The sequence below is a fragment of the Bacillus sp. jun7 genome, assembly GCF_051034795.1.
Lineage (GTDB): Bacteria > Bacillota > Bacilli > Bacillales > Bacillaceae > Bacillus > Bacillus velezensis.
This window is the reverse complement of sequence record NZ_CP093219.1, coordinates 3,472,772-3,492,175: the sequence shown is the minus strand read 5'-3', so window position 1 is coordinate 3,492,175 and position 19,404 is coordinate 3,472,772. Positions and strand designations below refer to the sequence as shown.

25 protein-coding genes, 1 pseudogene and 1 other annotated feature are annotated in these 19,404 nt (G+C 43.9%); of the genes and pseudogenes, 11 read left to right on the top strand and 15 right to left on the bottom strand.

Features of this window, described 5'->3' with window-relative positions:
- Nucleotides 1-254: 254 nt before the first annotated feature.
- Together MJQ52_RS17360 and MJQ52_RS17355 are read right to left on the bottom strand one after the other, a co-directional pair.
- Nucleotides 255-923, bottom strand: a complete 669-nt coding sequence (locus tag MJQ52_RS17360; RefSeq protein ID WP_063636784.1) for a hypothetical protein — start codon at nucleotides 921-923, stop codon at nucleotides 255-257.
- A 121-nt stretch (nucleotides 924-1,044) separates the two neighbouring features.
- Nucleotides 1,045-1,632, bottom strand: a complete 588-nt coding sequence (locus MJQ52_RS17355; protein ID WP_063636785.1) for a hypothetical protein — start codon at nucleotides 1,630-1,632, stop codon at nucleotides 1,045-1,047.
- A 385-nt stretch (nucleotides 1,633-2,017) separates the two neighbouring features.
- On the opposite strand from MJQ52_RS17355, the gene MJQ52_RS17350 reads away from it, so the two are divergent.
- Complete coding sequence (locus MJQ52_RS17350; RefSeq protein ID WP_223257608.1) at nucleotides 2,018-2,140, top strand: type II toxin-antitoxin system HicB family antitoxin; 123 nt, start codon at nucleotides 2,018-2,020, stop codon at nucleotides 2,138-2,140.
- A gap of 37 nt (nucleotides 2,141-2,177) precedes the next feature.
- A complete protein-coding gene (locus MJQ52_RS17345) occupies nucleotides 2,178-2,402 on the top strand; it encodes a hypothetical protein (RefSeq protein ID WP_223257607.1) in 225 nt (74 codons plus the stop codon).
- A gap of 86 nt (nucleotides 2,403-2,488) precedes the next feature.
- Here MJQ52_RS17345 and MJQ52_RS17340 read toward each other — a convergent pair whose 3' ends face one another.
- The 4 genes from MJQ52_RS17340 to hmpA form a co-directional block, all read right to left on the bottom strand.
- Entirely contained in the window at nucleotides 2,489-2,653 is a 165-nt protein-coding gene (locus tag MJQ52_RS17340) for a sigma factor-like helix-turn-helix DNA-binding protein (RefSeq protein ID WP_223257606.1), read from the bottom strand.
- Nucleotides 2,654-3,039: 386 nt separating this feature from the next.
- On the bottom strand, nucleotides 3,040-3,750 hold the full coding sequence (locus tag MJQ52_RS17335) for a hypothetical protein (RefSeq protein WP_094247653.1): 711 nt from the start codon (nucleotides 3,748-3,750) through the stop codon (nucleotides 3,040-3,042).
- A 386-nt stretch (nucleotides 3,751-4,136) separates the two neighbouring features.
- Nucleotides 4,137-4,265: a DnaB-like helicase C-terminal domain-containing protein gene (locus MJQ52_RS17330; protein ID WP_229154343.1), complete on the bottom strand. Its 129-nt coding sequence runs from the start codon at nucleotides 4,263-4,265 to the stop codon at nucleotides 4,137-4,139.
- 246 nt (nucleotides 4,266-4,511) lie between these two features.
- Complete coding sequence (gene hmpA / locus MJQ52_RS17325; protein ID WP_094247652.1) at nucleotides 4,512-5,702, bottom strand: NO-inducible flavohemoprotein; 1,191 nt, start codon at nucleotides 5,700-5,702, stop codon at nucleotides 4,512-4,514.
- A 236-nt stretch (nucleotides 5,703-5,938) separates the two neighbouring features.
- On the opposite strand from hmpA, the gene MJQ52_RS17320 reads away from it, so the two are divergent.
- The 3 genes from MJQ52_RS17320 (at nucleotide 5,939) to MJQ52_RS17310 (ending at nucleotide 7,132) form a co-directional block, all read left to right on the top strand.
- On the top strand, nucleotides 5,939-6,166 hold the full coding sequence (locus tag MJQ52_RS17320; protein ID WP_003152402.1) for a hypothetical protein: 228 nt from the start codon (nucleotides 5,939-5,941) through the stop codon (nucleotides 6,164-6,166).
- A gap of 181 nt (nucleotides 6,167-6,347) precedes the next feature.
- Nucleotides 6,348-6,857 carry a type 1 glutamine amidotransferase domain-containing protein gene (locus MJQ52_RS17315; RefSeq protein ID WP_063636788.1) on the top strand — a complete coding sequence of 170 codons (510 nt, stop codon included), beginning with the start codon at nucleotides 6,348-6,350 and terminating at the stop codon, nucleotides 6,855-6,857.
- A gap of 146 nt (nucleotides 6,858-7,003) precedes the next feature.
- Complete coding sequence (locus tag MJQ52_RS17310) at nucleotides 7,004-7,132, top strand: hypothetical protein (RefSeq protein WP_255219918.1); 129 nt, start codon at nucleotides 7,004-7,006, stop codon at nucleotides 7,130-7,132.
- A 15-nt stretch (nucleotides 7,133-7,147) separates the two neighbouring features.
- Here the strand turns inward: MJQ52_RS17310 and MJQ52_RS17305 are convergent, their stop codons facing one another.
- The 4 genes and pseudogenes from MJQ52_RS17305 to MJQ52_RS17290 form a co-directional block, all read right to left on the bottom strand.
- Nucleotides 7,148-7,900, bottom strand: a complete 753-nt coding sequence (locus MJQ52_RS17305) for an SGNH/GDSL hydrolase family protein (RefSeq protein ID WP_029973317.1) — start codon at nucleotides 7,898-7,900, stop codon at nucleotides 7,148-7,150.
- 180 nt (nucleotides 7,901-8,080) lie between these two features.
- Nucleotides 8,081-8,326: a hypothetical protein gene (locus MJQ52_RS17300; RefSeq protein WP_172424421.1), complete on the bottom strand. Its 246-nt coding sequence runs from the start codon at nucleotides 8,324-8,326 to the stop codon at nucleotides 8,081-8,083.
- Nucleotides 8,327-8,373: 47 nt separating this feature from the next.
- Nucleotides 8,374-8,424 (bottom strand): annotated as a pseudogene (locus MJQ52_RS17295) (hypothetical protein); the annotation flags it as partial.
- A 171-nt stretch (nucleotides 8,425-8,595) separates the two neighbouring features.
- Entirely contained in the window at nucleotides 8,596-9,465 is an 870-nt protein-coding gene (locus MJQ52_RS17290; protein WP_094247651.1) for a cation diffusion facilitator family transporter, read from the bottom strand.
- A gap of 222 nt (nucleotides 9,466-9,687) precedes the next feature.
- Here MJQ52_RS17290 and MJQ52_RS17285 point away from each other — a divergent pair, with 222 nt between their 5' ends.
- The 3 genes from MJQ52_RS17285 (at nucleotide 9,688) to MJQ52_RS17275 (ending at nucleotide 11,618) form a co-directional block, all read left to right on the top strand.
- Nucleotides 9,688-10,494 (top strand): TrmB family transcriptional regulator, encoded by an 807-nt coding sequence (locus MJQ52_RS17285; protein ID WP_025285117.1) that lies wholly within the window; start codon nucleotides 9,688-9,690, stop codon nucleotides 10,492-10,494.
- Nucleotides 10,495-10,566: 72 nt separating this feature from the next.
- Entirely contained in the window at nucleotides 10,567-11,298 is a 732-nt protein-coding gene (locus MJQ52_RS17280; RefSeq protein ID WP_077722711.1) for an AzlC family ABC transporter permease, read from the top strand.
- The gene (locus MJQ52_RS17275) at nucleotides 11,295-11,618 is read left to right on the top strand and encodes an AzlD domain-containing protein (protein ID WP_003152394.1); all 324 of its coding nucleotides are present in this window, start codon (nucleotides 11,295-11,297) and stop codon (nucleotides 11,616-11,618) included. The genes MJQ52_RS17280 and MJQ52_RS17275 overlap by 4 nt, the downstream gene beginning before the upstream one ends.
- Nucleotides 11,619-11,658: 40 nt before the next feature.
- On the opposite strand, the gene sr7p is transcribed toward MJQ52_RS17275, so the two are convergent.
- The 3 genes from sr7p to acsA all read right to left on the bottom strand — a co-directional run bounded on the left by sr7p (nucleotide 11,659) and on the right by acsA (nucleotide 15,224).
- The gene (gene sr7p, locus MJQ52_RS17270) at nucleotides 11,659-11,784 is read right to left on the bottom strand and encodes a small protein SR7P (RefSeq protein ID WP_255219922.1); all 126 of its coding nucleotides are present in this window, start codon (nucleotides 11,782-11,784) and stop codon (nucleotides 11,659-11,661) included.
- Between the two features lie 119 nt (nucleotides 11,785-11,903).
- Nucleotides 11,904-13,169, bottom strand: a complete 1,266-nt coding sequence (tyrS, locus tag MJQ52_RS17265; protein WP_007613147.1) for a tyrosine--tRNA ligase — start codon at nucleotides 13,167-13,169, stop codon at nucleotides 11,904-11,906.
- Between the two features lie 50 nt (nucleotides 13,170-13,219).
- Nucleotides 13,220-13,452, bottom strand: a binding site (T-box leader).
- A 53-nt stretch (nucleotides 13,453-13,505) separates the two neighbouring features.
- Nucleotides 13,506-15,224 (bottom strand): acetate--CoA ligase, encoded by a 1,719-nt coding sequence (gene acsA / locus MJQ52_RS17260; protein WP_014418650.1) that lies wholly within the window; start codon nucleotides 15,222-15,224, stop codon nucleotides 13,506-13,508.
- Between the two features lie 158 nt (nucleotides 15,225-15,382).
- Between acsA and MJQ52_RS17255 the strand changes: the two genes are divergently transcribed.
- From MJQ52_RS17255 to MJQ52_RS17245, 3 genes are read left to right on the top strand one after another with little or no spacing between them, the layout of a single operon-like run.
- Nucleotides 15,383-16,015 (top strand): GNAT family N-acetyltransferase, encoded by a 633-nt coding sequence (locus MJQ52_RS17255; RefSeq protein WP_015240397.1) that lies wholly within the window; start codon nucleotides 15,383-15,385, stop codon nucleotides 16,013-16,015.
- Nucleotides 16,016-16,039: 24 nt separating this feature from the next.
- Complete coding sequence (locus MJQ52_RS17250; protein ID WP_094247650.1) at nucleotides 16,040-16,684, top strand: acetoin utilization AcuB family protein; 645 nt, start codon at nucleotides 16,040-16,042, stop codon at nucleotides 16,682-16,684.
- Nucleotides 16,681-17,847 (top strand): acetoin utilization protein AcuC, encoded by a 1,167-nt coding sequence (locus MJQ52_RS17245; protein ID WP_094247649.1) that lies wholly within the window; start codon nucleotides 16,681-16,683, stop codon nucleotides 17,845-17,847. Before MJQ52_RS17250 ends, MJQ52_RS17245 begins: the two co-directional genes overlap by 4 nt.
- Nucleotides 17,848-17,855: 8 nt before the next feature.
- Here MJQ52_RS17245 and motS read toward each other — a convergent pair whose 3' ends face one another.
- Both motS and motP read right to left on the bottom strand, forming a co-directional pair.
- Nucleotides 17,856-18,545, bottom strand: coding sequence for a flagellar motor protein MotS (motS, locus tag MJQ52_RS17240; RefSeq protein WP_070082224.1), 690 nt, complete (start codon nucleotides 18,543-18,545; stop codon nucleotides 17,856-17,858).
- Complete coding sequence (gene motP / locus MJQ52_RS17235) at nucleotides 18,535-19,350, bottom strand: flagellar motor protein MotP (RefSeq protein ID WP_094247648.1); 816 nt, start codon at nucleotides 19,348-19,350, stop codon at nucleotides 18,535-18,537. The genes motS and motP overlap by 11 nt, the downstream gene beginning before the upstream one ends.
- Nucleotides 19,351-19,404 lie beyond the last annotated feature (54 nt).

The following is a 19,404-nucleotide window of genomic DNA, read 5'->3' as shown; positions in this document are numbered from 1 at the left end:
GGAAAGCGGCTTGGGGGTTGGCATTCTTTCAGCCGCATATCTCATTCCTTCCTAATTCCTCAAAAGCTTAACTAATTGTTTCCATGTACTCCCTCCAATATTCTTTCTAAACTGCCCCCGCACTCAGACTGTTAACCGCCAATTGTTTATCCTGAGAATCACCGGGTGAAGTTTACAGAGAATATAAAAAAGCGCCTCATTTTGAGGCGCTAGCATAATTATAGATTTAATTTCAAGATTTATCTCAGTTATAGTTATTTATATTTATTCATAGACATGCTCACGTATATTTCATTTGCTTCTTCAGCTGTTATACCGAACTTTTTGCTTGCAAGTTCAGCAACCATTGAATCATGTATCTCAGGGGTGTAATTCTCCCCGTAATTTGTAATTCTATTAAATTCGTTTTCCATGTAATCATATATGATTTGGTCACTAGATGATTGAGTCTCTTCTTCTGATAAATTTTCTTTACTTTTCTCTTTCTCATCCTCCACATCAAAAATAACTTCATCGTTTTTTTCTAACTGATTCAAAGAATAACCATCTTTAAAATCAATTGTATAATCATCGTTGTTATACTTGGCATGTAATTCATCTACTGAACAAGTATACTTATCCCCACAACTGATCTTATAAGAAAAGCCTTTATCCTTAATTAACTCATAAACTTGGTAAAGAGTTTTATATTTTTCTTTATCAGAGAGTTTATTAAATTTCTTATTCATGGATAAATTAATTTTAAATTCATAATATTTTTTTATTGAGTTTGTATATTCTAAAGTTGGCTCCCCACTAAGATATTGTGATAATGATTTATTTTTTGATAGCTCTTTTAAAAAAGTTTCAGCCTCTTTTGTTTCTAGACCACAACCGGATAGAACAAAAATTAGTATAGGAATAATTATAAATATTTTTTTCAATCTGCTTCCCCTCCCACCTTATTATCGGTGAAAGAGCGTAATGAAGGAACTGTTTGCAAAATTTGTCGAACGATTCACCAGAGTTTTTTACATGGAATATAAAAAAGCACCCCGAAGATTGCTATTCTGTTCTTTTATATTTTCTATACTTTTGTTTTACTCTCTCTTTTCCATTATTCAACACAGTGTAAATATCTCTGCATTTTTCCATTGCAGCATGCGCCTCTTTATAACTCAATTTTTCATTTTGCAAATGTAAGAACTTCTGGTGAAATTCAATTAATTCTACCAATTCATAATCAAGATATTTGTAAACAATATCTTTTTGTGCCGTTAGAACTTTGTTAAATTCTATAACACTTCTTCGAATATGCCTTGCCTTAATATCTTCATCCATATAACAATGTTCTAAAAAGAAAAAGCTATTGAAACTAGGTGTTAGAAAACTCATTAAAACATTTATCTTGGTCAAAGTTTCAGTCACAGTGCTCATAAAAATTTCTTTTTCTCTGTGCTGAATCTGAAGTTTGACACCATAATATGTAATTGCACCTCCTAATATTGCACCAGCAAAAGCAATTAACCCAGCCCATATAGTTTCTTTATCTTTAAAAAACATATTTAATATTCCTGAGTAAAGTAGCAAATCTCCAAGAAATAAAGAAACAATAACAAATATGAATATGATGTTTTTAATATTAAGTCTCAAATTAGATCCCTCCTTCCTTATTATCGGTAAAGGAGAGCGATAAAGGAACCATTTGAAAAAATTTGTCGAACAAAAAGTTCCTTTCACAAATTAGACTCAACCGCAAGACAAAAAATGCTTTTTTTCACAAATAAGTATCAACACGTATAAATAATACGCATTATAATCCTATATGTAAGGAAGGGAAACATGAAATTATCAAGAGATATCGAAAAGATACTTACTAAAGGTGAGTAGTATTTAAAGCAGGTTGTTAGTAGTCATCATCACTTTAAACACCCAACCAAACCGGGCACGGTAACAGTCAAACATCAAAAAAAGACTTCAAACTCGGCACACTAGACTCTATACTTAAACACCCCCCTTGTAAGGAGGTTTTATATATATGGCAAAGTATTTATTTCCGGCGATTTTTGATGCAGGAGAAGACGGTAGCGACGACTATACAATTACTTTCCCCGGTTTACCCAGCTGCATTTCAGAAGGTGATAACGTGGATGAGCTATGAGCATGGCAAAAAATACGCTAGAAGGCTTTTTATATGAATGGAAGAAGACGGCGAAGACATCCCTTCCCCCTCATCTCCAAAGGATATTAAAGTGTTGGCAACCGGTTTTGTTGTTATGATAAGCACTTGGACAGATATTGTCCGTGATGAAATGGAAAACAAATCGGTGAAAAAGACACTTACTGTACCTAAATCGCTTGCAGAAACAGCAGAAAAAGAAGGTGTAAACTTTTCGGGTAGCTCTTCAATTTGCATTACGTGAGCGACTTGGCATTAATAAAAGATCATAATAAAAAAACAGCCAGTTCAAGATAAACAAAAAACTGTCATTTGCTCTATTTTTTATTTTTAAGCGGGGTCGTTCAATATTCTTTTGGACGGTTCCTTTTTTATATTGAATAGAGCCGCTATTTCTTCATAAGATATATTTTGCACAGCGTGCATGATAAAAATATTTTTCTCGCGGTCTGTCAGTACAGATAAAGCATCCGCTATTCTTTCCCTATATCCCAATCGCTTGCCTCTCCATCAGGCTCACTGCCGGTATACCTTTTTAATATCTGTCAATGCGCTTTTATATTCAATGATTAAATCCTTCATATGTTTCCTCCTGTTATTTCCCCTTAAAAAAGCCGCTCCCGGATCGTTTCATCCTTTGCCAATCCCAAGGTAAGGGAAGCGCACAGATGAATCCTACGCATTTATATCAGCATTTCTTTGCCGCCTTTTCCGGAAAACAAAAAACGGACACCAATCAGAGCACAATAAATCTGTACAATGATCAGTGTCCACAGGCTTTCCGTCTAGGGCTTACTTAAACTTTTCGCTTTATCTTCTTTCTACTACCTAGTTTGATTTCTTTCTCTAATAAATATCCTTGTAAAATCCGTTCCAGTTCCTTATATGCTTTTTTTTTCACTAAAAATACTTAATGTGGGTAATGCTTTAAATGATGTTGCACCAATAAACCATAACATAATTGTAATAGAACCAAGAGTTAATAAAAATCCCTTAAATTCTACTAAACTGGCTGATTCATTAATACTTGTGATAAACAATACCCCAAATATACTAACAGGTATTGATACTACAATAGACGGAATCACAATTTTCAGAAATGAACCAATGGAATATAACTCAAGATTGGAGTTTTTCGATATTATATAAGGTAAAATGCGTTTTTCAATAACTTTATTGTTATAATTTTTTCTGTGTAAATATTTTTTTAAGGCCTTATAAGAAAGTGAATAATATAAATCACTTATTCCCCATTTACGATCAACCAACATAGCATATTTCCTTAAAGTAACCGCAATTATCACCATAATTGGAAAGATTGAAAGGCTTATAGTTAATATAATGGCGTTAGACTTCGAAATATCTAATTTAGCAGTCAAATCTTCTAATGAATAATATAAATTCTTAAACAAAAATTCCCTCCCGATGAAAAAGTAAGCTATTATACTAACAACTCCAAGAAAGAAGTAAAGCCTCTTTTTCCATCGGTCTCCTTTAGATTTTAGGAAAGACGATGCCCAAAACACATTTTTGACACTCTTAGCGCATTTTACCTCTTGTGCCATCTTAAATATTTCAACATCTATATTCATATTAACACTCCTCCATTAATCTTACGATCTGAATGACGGATAGTTTCATTAATTTCCAATCAAATAAGATTTCATTATTATTCTCCAAATCCCTTGCTCTTGTCTCCTTTTTTAACCCGTTGTTCTTATCCAACAAATAAGGCGTCTATTTTATCCTTAAATTTTCCTGCAGATAAAAATTTAGCAACCTATTCCTGATCCTTGCTCTAAACCAAAAAACTCAATTAGCAGGATAAGAGAATAATAATTATGCCTCAGTGTTTCTCTATAGCAATCTCTAACTGTCAAATCTACGCTCCAAATTCAGGAACAAACCGTATTCTTTAACGAAACTCAGTTAAACAGTTTTGACCGGCCGTTTCGCTGCTTTTAACTTTGCTCTCGCTTTACTTTTCGTAATAATTCTTCCGATGAAGAAACCCAATGACAACCGCGACCAATTCAATTTGTTCCGATTCTCTTATGTCCTGCCGCTGTTCAACGCTCCGTGAAAGCTGACTGACGTAATAACGCAAATATCCAACTCGCAGGCCATATGTTTTACATGCGGCTGATTTTGATGGCGGTCAAAAATTCCGAGATCGGCAGAACCGAGAACCCCGTTTACTTGTAAAAGCAATATTTCCAAGGATGGAATGACATTTCAGGAACTGCTTATTCAAGGAAGAAAATACCCACTCCGCAAACGGGGCCGATATAAAATAAAAAAGCACCCGATCCGGGTGCTTTATACGTTAAAATCATCGTCCTTCCTTCTTCAATCACACCATACTCAGCTGGGGTTCGAATAATTCATAGTGAATCGATTCCGGCGGTGTATTGAATTCAGAAATCAGCTTTTTCATTTCTTTAATGAACGACGGTGATCCGCACAGGTAAAAATCAGCATCTTTATCTGTCATCACTTCTTCTAACAGCTGTTTGTCAATCCGGCCTTCCCGAAAACGAATGTTTTCTGAACGGTCTTGTTCGGACGGCTCGCTGTAAATAAAGACGGTGTCAACGGATGAGTGTTCTGCGGCTTCTTCAGCTTCATGCCGCAGCGCATGATACTCTCCGCTCCTTGCCGCATGGATAAAGAGAACGTTTCGCTGCGGCTGGGTTTTGGCAACCGTCTTTAACATGCTGATCATCGGGGTAATTCCGACACCGGCACTGATGAGAACCAGATTCTTTTTGGAATCAGGGTCTAATACGAAATCCCCGGCCGGAGCGCTGATCTCAATTGAATCCTTTTCGTGTAATTGGTCATGCAGATATGAAGAAACAATTCCGTCTTTTTTCACGGAAATCCGGTAATAATCCTTACCGGATACATCCGACAAACTGTACTGGCGGATATGCGTATAACCCGTGTCCGGAATGTATACTTTTACACTGATATACTGTCCCGCTTTGAATTCGGGGAGAACTTGTCCGTCTTCCGGTTTTAAATAAAACGACGTTATCTCTTTGCTTTCTTTTACCTTTTTATCAATTTTAAACGCCTTATCGTCTTTCCAGCCGCCTTTTTGCGTTTCCGCTTGTTCATACATGTCCTTCTCAATTCCGATAAAAGCATCTGCAATGACGCCGTATGCTTTTTCCCATGCCTGAATGACCTCAGGAGCAGCCCCGTCTTTTAGCACATCCTTTATCGAGATTAACAAGTACTTTCCAACGATTGGATAATGCTCGGGCTTAACACCGATACTCCGGTGCTTATGGCTGATTTGTTTGACGACGGGGACTATATTTTCCAGCCGGTCAATATTGGCTGCGGCCGCAATCACAGCATTCGACAAGGCCGTACGCTGTGTTTTTTTCTTTTGATTTGTCTGATTAAAGATATTCAGCAGCTCAGGGTGATGCTGAAACAGCAGGTCATAAAATCGGCCTGTGATTTCTTCACCATGCTCTTTTAAGACCGGCACTGTGCTTTTAATGATTTCAATCGTTTTTTCATCGAGCATTCTGAAATCCCCCTAAAGATGTATGCATCTCGATTGACCTGAGAAAAGAATCGTTTTTGAATTCTTTTTTATAGATTTCCCCGTTCAAAAAGGGTTAGCCATTCCAATTTGAGACGGCTTCAGGAAAAACCAGAAAAACGAAATTGCAGCTGAAAAATTGTGGACTTGCCATGGTGTACTTGTCCGATGCAAAATCCTCCTTTTCAGCATTTAATAAAGTACGGGAGGTGAGATGAATGGGTAAAAAATCGAAAGTGTATTACTGTGACCCTAAGTATATTGTGACTGACAAGTATACTGACAAAGAAGTGGTTTACGTCCATCCCATCAAACACATTAACAGAGAACATATCCGTTATGTTCCCCGCCACGTTTATCAGGAAGAAACAATTCACGAAGTCATTGATCCGGGCGATCCGGGGAAATGCGGGTGTAAAAAGGATAAAAAAAGACGCAAAAAGTAATTGATTCGATTTCTTGCCTTATCTCAAGTTAAACACGTAAGTTTCAGCAGACCTCCGTACCTTTTGGCTCCTCTTTTTCAGAGGGGTCTTTTTTTCATGCCGTATCTTCAAGCAAATACGTTGTGAGGCGGCAATCCGCCTGATATTCTTGTCATATACAAATTCACAGGAGGCATGATGTATGAGCAAAAAAATTGCAGTTCTGATGACAGATCAATTTGAGGATATTGAATATACAAGCCCGGCGGAAGCATTTAAAGAAGCGGGCCACAGTGTGGTGACAATAGATTTAGAAGCAGGGAAAGAAGTGACGGGCAAGCACGGTGAGAAAGTAAAGATCGATCAAGCGATCTCAGACGCAGACCCAAAGGAATTCGATGCGTTATTGATTCCCGGAGGCTTTTCACCGGATCTTCTGCGCGGAGATGACCGCCCGGGTGAATTCACTAAAGCATTCGTGGAAAATCAGAAACCCGTTTTCGCGATCTGCCACGGCCCGCAGCTGCTGATTGATACCGACCTTCTTAAAGGAAAAGATATCACGGGATTCCGCAGCATCCGCAAAGACTTAATCAATGCCGGCGCAAATTATAAAGATGAAGAAGTCGTCGTGAGCCATAACATCGTAACGAGCAGAACGCCTGACGATTTGGAAGCCTTTAATCGTGAATCATTGAACCTGCTGAAATAAGCGAATAAAAATGCACAGACCCGTTCAGTCTGTGCATTTTTTTATGGATTGATAAAGAAACACCAATAGTTAGACCTATTCTCTTCCCCATCCATAATAAGTAAAATAAAGAGTGGGTTTTTCAACACTCGACGGGAGGTTCACTGATGTGGATGATCATTTTGCTGCTGATCATTTTAATCGGTTTTACCGGTAATATCGTCTCGCTTTTGAGAGCGCAAAAACACGCATCTCAAAGAATAATTGAGCTTTTAGAAAAGCAAGGCCGAAAATAATCTGTTAGCGCTGTGTTACCCATAATAGTAATAATAATTCCGGCAGATTTCCTGAAATATGATTTGATGCCCTTTCTCGTTCGGATGAAGACCTTCTGACATGCACATGCTTCGGAAAGCGGGATTATACGGGTCGATGAGATCTGTATCAAACAGGTCGGCATACGGTACAGAGAGGAGTGTGCAGGCTTCTTTTTGGGCTTTCACATAGTCAGCCAGCTTCAGGCCCAGTTTATTTTTATCAGTATCACGGCGGACGATTTTTCCTTTTGATATTTTTGCTTGTCTCGTTGGGGTCACCACAATGATGCTCGCGCCTTTATTTCCGCTTCGCAGCTGCTGAATCACTTGACAGAAGCCTCCGTAAAATGTGGTGATATCCTTTTCATCTGTGCCGATGGGAATGTGGTTGCACCAATCATCATCTGTTCCCTGGACAATAATGACATCATGTCCCTTTGTTTTAAGCGCTTGCTGATAAATGTTATCGCTTCCGTTGTTGCTCATATTAACGCCGCTGACAGACAGATTGGTTATTTCAGCGTCTGTCCGGTCTTTCAGAATGTCACCAAAGCCGTATTCCGCACGCAGCCCCCGGGCGACGCTGTCACCTAAGATCGCGATTTTTGAAGCCTTCCGCAGCCTGCTTATGCTGATGAAGTCAACGCTGATATGCCCGCTGTCCGTGATATGCAAAAGCTTGCTGCTTATGTTTTGCGAAGAGACTGTCTTTCCTTCAGAGTTATAAAAGTCCTCATTCAGCTTCATTCGGCATCATCCCTTCCTTTTTATCCTCCGGCATCTTTTTTTGACACGAAAAACGGACACGAACAAACAGCGCCATGTTGTCAGTTCAGTGTCCGCAGATGATGATACCGGATCTTTTATGCAGTTCTCTTGCCATTATAGCAGATCTCCGTTACTTGTAATAGAGTCTGCAGTCAGCATTTAAAACAGCGCTTGCGGGTACGTTTTTGATGGGACCGTCTGCTGCGTGAACGGTGTGTCCGGTGATGGCTCCGTCTTCTGCTGCGTGAACGGTGTGTCCGGTGATGGCTCCGTCTTCTGCTGCGGGAGCGGTGTGTCCGGTGATGGCTCCGTCTTCTGCTGCGGGAGCGGTGTGTCCGGTGATGACTCCGTCTTCTGCTGCGGGAACGGTGTGTCCGTTTTCTGCTGCGGGAACGGCCCGAACATTTTTTGGAAACCGGTTCTTGGTATAAATACTCTCCTAAACCTTCTCTTTCCGCAACGGCAACTCCATGTTCAATTTCTTTAACAGAAATAGCGTTCAATTCTGTTCACCTCCCTTTTTCTTTACAACATAACGTATGAAATGTATCCCTCACGTGTATAAGCTTCTCTCTCATATGAGCGAGAAATGGACATTTATACAACAAAAAGACCCGTGGGAACGGGCCTTTTGCAGGCATTTTGCTGAGAACAAACGCAAACATAAGATCGATTTATTTCTTCCTCTCGCTCTCCGGCTCGGGGTGAATCATTACCTGTGCTTGTTTGAATTCATCCGTAATATCTCTTTCAATGCGGTCACACAGGTCGTGCACGTCTTTAATCGTCACGTGAGAGGGTACGACCAGGTGAAAATCAATATACTCTTGCGGGCCGGAGCGTCTTGTACGAAAATCGTGAATTTCAATAAATTCCTGTTGAAATGTTTCGATAATCTTTAAAATTGTTTTTTCTTCCTCTTCCGACAAACGGGTATCAATCAGCGGCGGGAATGCTTCTTTCATTAATTTAAACGCTTCATATATGATATACACCGCCAGCACCATACCTATAATGGGATCAAGTATGTACCACTCCGTTAAGGTAACGACCAAAAGGCTTGCCGCTACGCCTAATGATGTGTACACGTCAGTCAGTAAATGCAGGGCATTTGATTTCATTGCCACGGAATTAACCTTTTCGGCTTCTCTTTTTACGAACTTCGAAACGATCAAATTAATGAGAGCCCCAGCAAGCATCACAACAATTCCCAATACGGGCAGATGAACCGGCGCCGGGTTCACCAGTTTTTGAACGCATTCATATATCATCCAAATCCCTGCCGCAAAAATCAGAATCGTCTCGATGGTCCCCGACAGATTCTCGACTTTTCCATGACCGTACGGATGCCCTGTATCAGCCGGCTTTTTTGAAATCCTGACGGAGATAAAGGCGATGAAGGCGGCGATCAAATCTAAAAAAGAATGAATGGCTTCAGAAAGTATCGCGACAGATCCGGTTATTATCCCCACCACTATTTTGAGCATGACGACCAGGGAATTGCTTATAACCGATAAAAAAGCGATTTTAGAGGTGTTTTCCACCGTGATCCTCCTCTTTTTGACTTCTTGTATTTATCGTATCAAACGGCATTCGTGTGGGTCTACGGCAACGTTTTTCACAAAAGCCATACATGTAACTCATCATAAACTAAGTTGGAAAGCGACAAAACAGGCGAACCTTTCTTTCAGCACTCAAGTCCCATTGACAAGATATAACCGCTTACATTATAGTAGTTTCATGAATAACCACTACGGAGGATGTTTATGGACGATGTTCTGAAAGAATTACAGAAGTTTGGATTTTCTCAATATGAATGTAAAGCATATATCGGCTTGTTGAAACACTCGCCTGTTACCGGATATGAAATCAGCAAAAGGTCAGGCGTCCCCCGCTCAATGATCTATGAGGTATTGGGGAAATTAGTTGATAAAGGCGCTGTCCATATTGTACCGTCTGATCCGGTTACATATGCCCCGCTGGCCGGAAAGGAATTAATCGACCGGCTCCGGCACGATTTCGAGAGCTCATTCGGCTACCTTGAGGAAAAGTTATTGGCGCTGGAAAGCGAGCAGGAGATGAATGTCATCCGCCGCATCAGCACGAATGATCATGTCATCAATGAGATGAAGGATATGATTGAAAAAGCCGAGGAAGAGTTGTGGCTGTCTGTCTGGGAACAGCAGATTCCCTTTATTCAAGAAGCCGCTAATAAACGCGCCGCCGAACAATTGCCCGTCTTTTCGATTGTGTTCGGCCCTCCGGAAGTGAAGCTCGGAAATACGACAAATCATAATATGTCTCCTGAAGTGGCGGAGAAACGGATGGGCGGAAGATTAACGATAGCTGCCCGAGATAATAAAGAAGTCTTAATCGCCAATTTTTCTCCGCAGACGAATGCCTGGGCCATTAAATCAGAAGATCCCGCTCTCGTTCTCGTGGCCATGGAATATATGAGGCACGATCTGATGTTCGCAGAGCTTGTGAAAGAAGTCGGGGCTGAAAAAGTTGAAGGCCTGATGAAACAAAACCATTCGTTATTTCATGTCGTCACCGGAAATCGGTTCATATAAATGTGAACCGTATTTTCTTTGATTTTTTCATTAGTCGTTATCATTATAATCTCTATGAAAGGAGTATAAAAAATGATTAACACAGAAGTGCAAAAAACCGCCGTTTCCCGGGAAATGAACGATACGTTTTTACAGGGGGTGCGGGATTGTGTGCCTACGCTGCTGGGCTATATGAGCATCGGTTTTGCTTTCGGCATCGTCGGCGTTGCCTCTCATCTAAGCATTCTTGAAATCTGTTTGTTATCCTTGTGTGTCTATGCCGGCGCCGCCCAATTTATTATTTGCTCGCTCCTTGTTTCCGGGAGTCCGATTTCCGCCATTATTTTAACGACGTTTATCGTCAATCTGCGGCACCTTCTGCTGAGCCTGACCATCGCGCCGTATTTCACGAAATACTCTCTGGCGAAAAATATCGGCTTCGGGGCTCTGCTTACTGACGAATCTTTCGGAGTAGCGGTGAACAAAGCGGCTCAGAACGGCAGGTTACACGATAAGTGGATGAACGGCCTCAATATAACCGCTTACATGTGCTGGGTTATTTCCTGCGTGATGGGCGGGCTTCTCGGGCAATGGATATCTGATCCTTACGCGCTCGGCCTGGACTTTGCTTTGCCCGCTATGTTCGCGGCGCTGCTTGTGCTGCAATTGCAGTCATCCGCTTCGGAAAAGCTGAAGCACAGCCTCTCCTTAATTCTCTATATGATCATTTTTATGGTCTTGTTATCGTATTTCGTCCCGTCACACATCGCGGTCATCGTCTCAACCGTGATTGTGGCAACGATCGGGGTGGTGACGGACAAATGAGCATCAGCACACAAATGATCTGGATTATACTCGGCTGCATGATTGTTACACTTGTGCCGCGCATTGTTCCGTTTATATTTGTCCGGAACATTCAGATGCCTGAATTGGCTTTAAAATGGCTCTCCTTTATTCCGCTTTGCATTTTGACTGCTCTGGTAACGGAAAGCATGATTGTGAAAACAAACAGCGCTTTGACCTTTGATTGGAAAGCAATGATCGTTCTCATCCCGACATTGCTTTGTGCGATGCTGACAAAAAGCTTATCCATCACGGTCATCACAGGAGTCGTGCTGATGGCCGCCGTCAGGCTGATATGGTGACAATCAAAAGCCTCCATTCCGCAGAATGGAGGCTTTACCTTTATGATATCGGATTTTCTTCTTCCGTCTCTGATTCCTCGGCTTCGGCTTCGGCGTTTATGCTTTGCTGCTGTTCCCAATGATCCCGTTGCAATCTTTCTTTGGCGATGGTAAACATAAAATTCACGGCGCAGCACCCCTTCCCTGTTTTGCTTATACCATGTACTGTACTCATTTCCCCGTGCAGTATTCACAAAACATAAAAAAGCAGCCTGCCGCATGGAGCGGCCGGACTGCTTTTTATTTTTAGTACGTGATCAGGAAGTATTTTTTCTTTCCGCGGCGCAGTACGGTAAATTGATCTTCAATGCGGTCTTCCGCAGTCAGAAGATGCCCGATGTCCGTCTGGCGCTCGCCGTTAATGTAAACAGCTCCGTTTTGAATGTCTTCGCGGGCCTGCCGTTTTGAAGGCGATAATTTAGATTCCACTAGCACGTCTACTAAAGACAGTTCTTCAGAGCGGTCTTTTTCAAACGAAGGTACATCTTTAAATCCTACCTTGACGTCTTGAGCAGAAAGCTCTTTAATATTGCCGCTGAACAGCGCCTGGGAGATATGAACGGCCTGCTCAAGCGCTTCGCGGCCGTGTACAAGAACCGTCACCTCTTCAGCGAGACGTTTCTGCGCTTCTCTTTTCTCAGGAGCCGTCTCCGTTTTTTCAGCATAAGCTTCAATTTCCTCTTTTGACAAGAAAGTAAAGTATTTTAAGTATTTGACGACGTCGCGGTCATCTGTATTGATCCAGAACTGGTAGAATTCGTACGGCGATGTTTTTTCTTTATCAAGCCAAATGGCGCCGCCTTCCGTTTTGCCGAATTTCGTGCCGTCAGCTTTTGTGACGAGCGGAATGGTAAGACCGAAAGCTTTCGCCCCTTCTTCTTCTGATTTTCTGATCAGTTCAAGACCGGCCGTGATGTTGCCCCACTGGTCACTGCCTCCGATTTGGAGTTTGCAGTTCTTTTCTCTGTACAGATTCAGAAAATCGTAGGATTGCAGGATCATGTAGCTGAATTCCGTGTAAGAAATTCCGGTTTCAATTCTTGAGCTTACAGTATCTTTCGCAAGCATGTAGTTAATTCCGAAGTTCTTTCCGACGTCGCGGAGAAATTCAATGATGCTCAGCTTTCCGATCCAATCAAAGTTGTTCGCTATGACAGCGGGGTTTTCTCCGGCCTCGAAATCTAAAAATCGGGAAAGCTGATTTTTAATTTTTTGCGACCATTCGACAACGATATCCTGAGTATTTAACGTACGCTCCGCTTTTTTGCCGCTCGGATCGCCGATCAGTCCCGTCGCGCCGCCTACAAGCGCAATCGGATGGTGGCCTGCAAGCTGGAAACGGCGCAGTGTCAATATCGGCAGAAGGTGTCCGATGTGCAGGCTGTCAGCCGTCGGGTCAAACCCTGAGTATAAACGGATTTTTTCTTCGTTCAGCTGTTTATTCAGTCCTTCTTCATCCGTCATTTGCTGGATTAAGCCGCGGAATGATAAATCCTCTAATAAGTTAGTCATTTTGTCTGCTCCTTTGTTTATGAAAATAAAAAACGCCCCTTCGTTTAAAACGAAGGGACGATATAATCGCGGTACCACCCTACTAATAAAAGCATAAAAAAGCTTTTATCACTCTTTTTGATAACGGACCGTGTCCGTTCTTTCACTACTGAAAGCCTTGGAATGACTTTGTTCGCAAAAGCGGTTCATGAGTGTATTCGGCATATCTTATGTGCTGATTTTCACCGGCCATCAGCTCTCTGGAACAATCAGATATCCTACTTGTCTCAATCAAAACCTTTTCGTATGAAGCTTACTCATTTTTAACATAAATAAAATACGATGTCAACGCCGTCTTTAATCTTCCATTGTGGACAGGTCGCCTGCCGGCAGGTTCAGCTCCCACGCCTTCAGCACACGTCTCATGATTTTTCCGCTCCGTGTTTTCGGAAGTTTATCTTTGAATTCAATTTCCCGCGGTGCGGCATGCGCGGCAAGCCCCTGTTTTACAAAGAGGCGAATGTCCTCCTTCAGCTGATCGGATGGCTCATGCCCTTCTCTGAGCGCGATAAACGCTTTAATAATTTCTCCCCGGACAGGGTCCGGCTTTCCGATGACCCCGGCTTCGGCAATCGCCGGATGTTCAACAAGTTTGCTTTCGACTTCAAACGGGCCGACGCGCTCGCCGGATGTCATGATGACATCATCGACTCTGCCTTGGAACCAGAAATAACCGTCTTCATCCATATAAGCAGAATCTCCGGAAACATACCAGCCGCCCGGCATGAAATAAGAATCGTATTTCTCTTTGTTGTTCCAAATGGAATCCATCATCGACGGCCAGCCCTTTTTAATAGCGAGATTTCCCATTCGGTACGGCGGAAGCTCATTTCCCTGATTGTCAACGATCGCCGCTTCCACTCCCGGAATCGGTTTCCCCATTGAACCCGGCTTGATCTCCATGCAAGGATAATTGCAGATGAGCTGTCCGCCCGTTTCTGTCATCCACCACGTGTCGTGGATGCGCTTGCCGAATACTTTATGTCCCCACTTGATGACCTCGGGGTTCAGAGGTTCTCCGACACTCAGGACGTGACGAAGTGAAGTAAGGTCAAATTTGGATGCCATTTCATCTCCGGCGCCCATAAGCATTCTGAAAGCCGTCGGAGCGCTGTACCAGACGCTGACACCGAGCTTCTCAATCGTGCCGTACCAGTTTTCCGGACTGAATCTGCCGCCGACGATCACGTTCGCCGCTCCGTTCAGCCACGGCGCAAATATCCCGTACACCGTCCCGGTCACCCAGCCCGGGTCCGCAGTGCACCAGTAAATATCGTCTTCTTTAAGATCAAGCACCCACTTGCCGGTCTGGTATTGCTGAATCATGGCTTCATGAACATGGAGCACACCTTTGGGCGTTCCGGTAGACCCTGATGTGTAGTGAAGCAGGTAGCCGTCTCTTCTGTCCATCCATTCAATATCAAGTCTCGTGCTTTCTCCCTCAGCCGCTTTATCATAATGGATGATTTTATCTCCCGCTTCTTTGCTGCCGCCGACAATGAAAATATGCTCGAGGTCGGGCAGGCTGTCCGCCGGAATCCGTTCGGCCAGTTCAGGTGTCGTCACGACAACCTTTGCCTGGCTGTTCAACAGGCGGTCTTTGACGGCGCCTTCCATAAACGCTTCAAATAAAGGGCCGGCGATTGCACCGATTTTAATTGCGCCGAGCATAATAAAGTAAAGCTCCGGCGAACGCGGCATGAAAATAAAAACGCGGTCCCCTTTTTCCACGTTTCCATACCGTCTCAGTACATTTCCCGCCCGATTCGATTCCTCCATCATTTCTTTAAATGTATATTTTTCATCCCGGTTTGCGTCCTTGTAATACAGCGCTACTTTGTTTTTTCGAAATGATTCGGCATGACGGTCAATCGCTTCGTACGCCGCATTCAGCTTCCCCGTCTGATGCCAGGAAAACTCCGCTTCGACCTCTTTCCAATCGAAGCTGCGGTACGTTTCCTCATAATTTCGCAGATGATAATTCCCCTTTTCCGCCGGCAACGCTTTCAAATTCATGCAACATCCCCCTTTGCTTATCTATAGACTAATTATAGTAGATGTTCACAGTTTTCTCAATTTTTAAAATATAAATTACAACACTATTGAAAACGCTTTATATTTTGTTATGCTTAAGAGAGATGTGTTTTTATTAAGAACCGACAGGCGGTGAATCAGTGAAACATCATAAAACGTACCATTCTTCATCAATTCAGACAGCAGCCGGCCCTCTATTGGTAGAAGGGCCCGTTCCTCCAGAGGACCTAGCACAGTATGAGTTTCATGAAGGCCTGACAGCCTTTCGCCTTCCTCATGAACAGCACAAAGCGTTAATCGAGATCGCCGGGCTTCCTGAAGGTCGGATCATTATCGCCAGGGACGGACAGACGATTATCGGCTATGTGACGTATTTATATCCTGATCCGCTTGAACGGTGGTCTGACGGAAATATGGAAGACCTCCTTGAACTCGGTGCGATCGAGGTCGCTCCCGGCTACAGGGGCTGTTCTGTCGGGAAAACGTTGCTGACAGTCAGCATGATGGATGAACAGATGGAACGGTACATCATCATGACGACGGAATATTACTGGCATTGGGATTTAAAAGGAATGAAAAAAGATGTGTGGGAATACAGAAAGATCATGGAAAAGATGATGAATGCCGGGGGTCTTGTCTGGTTTGCAACGGATGAACCGGAAATCAGCTCTCATCCGGCCAATTGTCTGATGGCCCGCATCGGCAGGCACGTCAGTCAGGAGTCAATTGAACAGTTCGACAGGCTTCGTTTTTATCAGCGATTTATGTATTGACTGACATACAAAGGGGATAAAAAGATGATTGCAGAACAAATCATGAAACGGGACGTCATCACCGTCTCAAAACACGACTCCATTGAAACAGCCGTCCGTAAAATGAAGGTATATCATATCCGCTATCTCCCTGTCATCGACGACGAGCTGCACGTCATCGGTATTGTCACAGACAGAGACATTAAACAGGCCGGCCCCGGCAGTTTCGAACAAAAGGAACGCGGCGCGTTTCTGACAAACAAAGTGGAGACCATTATGAAGCGGAATGTCATCTGCGCCCATCCGCTTGACTTTGTGGAAGAAATATCCGCTTCCTTTTATGAGCACGGCATCGGCTGTCTGCCGATTACGGTAAATCATAAGCTGACGGGCATTTTAACGAAAACCGACGTGCTCCGGACTTTCGTCAGCCTGACAGGCGCGGCCCAGCCGGGATCCCAGGTGGAAATCCTGGTGACGGATATGACAAAAAGCCTTGCTGATCTCAGCTGCATGTGCCGTGATCTTCAGCTGCAAATCCTGAGTGTGCTCGTCTATCCCCATGATTCCGCCGGGTCGAACATTCTCGTCTTCCGGGTGAAGACGATGAATCCGCTCCCTTTTATCCGTGCCGTTCATGAAGCCGGATACAATGTCTTATGGCCGAAACATTTGAGGGATCAGCCATGAGAGACAGCGTTTTTGTTTACTCGCCTTCTTATCAGACGTATCAATTTCATCAGGATCATCCGTTCAATCAGCAGCGCGTGCTTTTAACATACGATCTGCTTCAGGCGGCAGACGCGTTTGACGAAGGAGACATCGTCACTCCGCGCACGGCCTCTAAAGAAGAGCTGGCTCTCGTTCATACAGAGGATTATATACAGGCGGTGGAACTTGCGGGTGCGGGCCGGCTCCCTGCCGCAGAAGGAGAAAGCTACGGTCTCGGAACGGAAGACACCCCCGTTTTTGCCGGCATGCATGAAGCTGCGTCGCTTCTGGTGGGCGGCACCTTAACGGCGGCTGATTACGTCATGACGGGACAAGCTAGGCACGCCTGCAATTTAGGAGGCGGCCTTCACCACGGCTTCCGCGGCAGGGCGTCAGGCTTTTGTATCTATAATGACAGCGCCGTGGCCATCCAATACATCCAGAAGAACTACGGGGCAAAAGTGTTATACATTGATACAGACGCCCACCACGGCGACGGCGTTCAATTTACGTTTTACGACAGGTCTGATGTCTGCACTGTTTCTTTTCACGAGACCGGGCGTTATTTATTTCCCGGGACGGGGCAGGTACTGGAAAAAGGAAGCGGGCAAGGCTACGGCTATTCTTTTAACATTCCGCTGGACGCTTTCACAGAGGACGATTCCTTTCTCCACGCTTACAAAACGGCCGCCTCAGAAATCGCGGCTTTTTTTAAGCCGGATGTCATACTTACCCAAAACGGGGCGGACGCCCATTATTACGACCCATTGACACACCTGTCCAATACAATCTCCATTTATCAGGAGATCCCGCAGCTCGCTCATTCATTAGCCCATCAATATTGCAGCGGCAGATGGATCGCGGTCGGCGGCGGCGGATACGATATTTGGAGAGTCGTCCCGAGAGCATGGAGCCGCATTTGGCTTGAGATGAAAGGGATTGATCCCGGGGAGCGCATACCGCAGAAATGGATTGATAAATGGCAGAAGCACTCCCCCTGCACGCTGCCCGCTTTTTGGAGTGATCCTGAACAATTATATCCTCCGATTCCCCGCAAAGAAGAAATTTCAGAAAAAAATGCCCAAACCGTGGAAAAAGCACTTTTTGCCATCCGGTCTGAGCAGCGGTATAAAACAAAATAAAAACGACCTTATGAGGAGGTCGTTTTTTTGATCACAATTTCTACACGGCGGTTTTCTTTCATATGTCCGGGACTTTTGTTGTCCTTCACAGGTTTCGTATCCGCATACCCGGCAGAGATAAACCGTTTGGCGGAAAAGTCTTCATTCGCGGTAAAATACCGGATCACACTCGCCGCTCTTGCAGACGACAGCTCCCAGTTCGACGGGAATTGATAGGTGGAAATCCGGCGGCTGTCCGTATGGCCTTCTACCTGTATGTCATTCGGAATTGTTTTTAAAAGCACCGCGATCTGATGCAGAACCGGCTCGGCGTTTTTCAGCACATCCGCTTTTCCCGTCTGAAACAGAACGGCCTCCTGCAGCACAAGAACCACTCCGCGCTCATCGCGCTTCGCCGTCAATTTGGAACTCAAATGATGCGCTTTTATGTATGTCTTCACGTTTTGTAACAGCAAATCCTGTTCTTTATTTTCGTTTGCTTTGTCTGATGACGCCGGTTCACCCCCGCCGCCGTTTGTATGAATCGATGAAACGGCAGATTGAAATTTTTCCGCGTCTATTTGCGACATCGAAAAAAGCAAGATAAAGAACACGAGAATGAGCGTGATCAAGTCTGCGAACGTCACCATCCATCTCGGTGAACCGCCGGAATGTTCCGGTTTGTTTCTTCTTTCAAAACGCTCTTTTCTAAGCTTCATGGACAGCGCCCTTTTTCTTGTTAGCAGGCTGTCCTTTACGCCAGTCTTCTCTTGAGCTGAAGACGACGAGCTGACTTTCGAGGTTGCGGGGATTTTTGCCCGATTGGATGCCGACAACCCCTTCGATCATGACCTGTTTGATGAAAATTTCACTTTCCGTTTTTTCTTCAAGCTTTGCCGCGATTGGAATAAACACCAAATTGGCAAGCAGCGCTCCGTACAGCGTCGTCAATAGCGCAACGGCCATGTTCGGTCCGAGGGTATGCGGGTCATTTAAATTTTTGAGCATAAGAACGAGTCCGACGAGCGTCCCGATCATTCCCCAGGCGGGTGCGAAATCACCGGCTTTTTCAAAAACGCGTCTTCCTTTTCTGTGTCTTTCTTCCATTGCGGCGATCTCAGAATCCATCACCAGCCGGATCGTTTCCTCGTCCCAGCCGTCAATCGCAAGCAAAAGCCCTTTTTTTAAAAACGGATCATTGATCTCCCGCGCCTGGTCATCCAGAGACAGCAGCCCCTGCCTGCGCGCCTGCTCCGAAAGGCTGACAAATACTCTGACAAGCTCTTTCACATTGTCATCCTGACGGGAGAATACCTGTTTCAGAACAGAAGGGGTTTTCTTTAAATCCCTCGGCGGAAAGCTGATAAAGACCGCCGCGGTAAGGCCGCCTGTGACGATTAAAAAAGAAGTCAGATCTAAAAATGAACTGATTCCCGCCAGTCCCGTCCCTGACAGAATACCGATTGCGACGATAATACAGCCTAACATAAAGCCAACGGGCGTCAGATAATCAAAACGTTTCATATCTTCTCCTTACTCAAGTAAAAAAGCAAGATTCCACCCCTCAGAGTGAAGCTT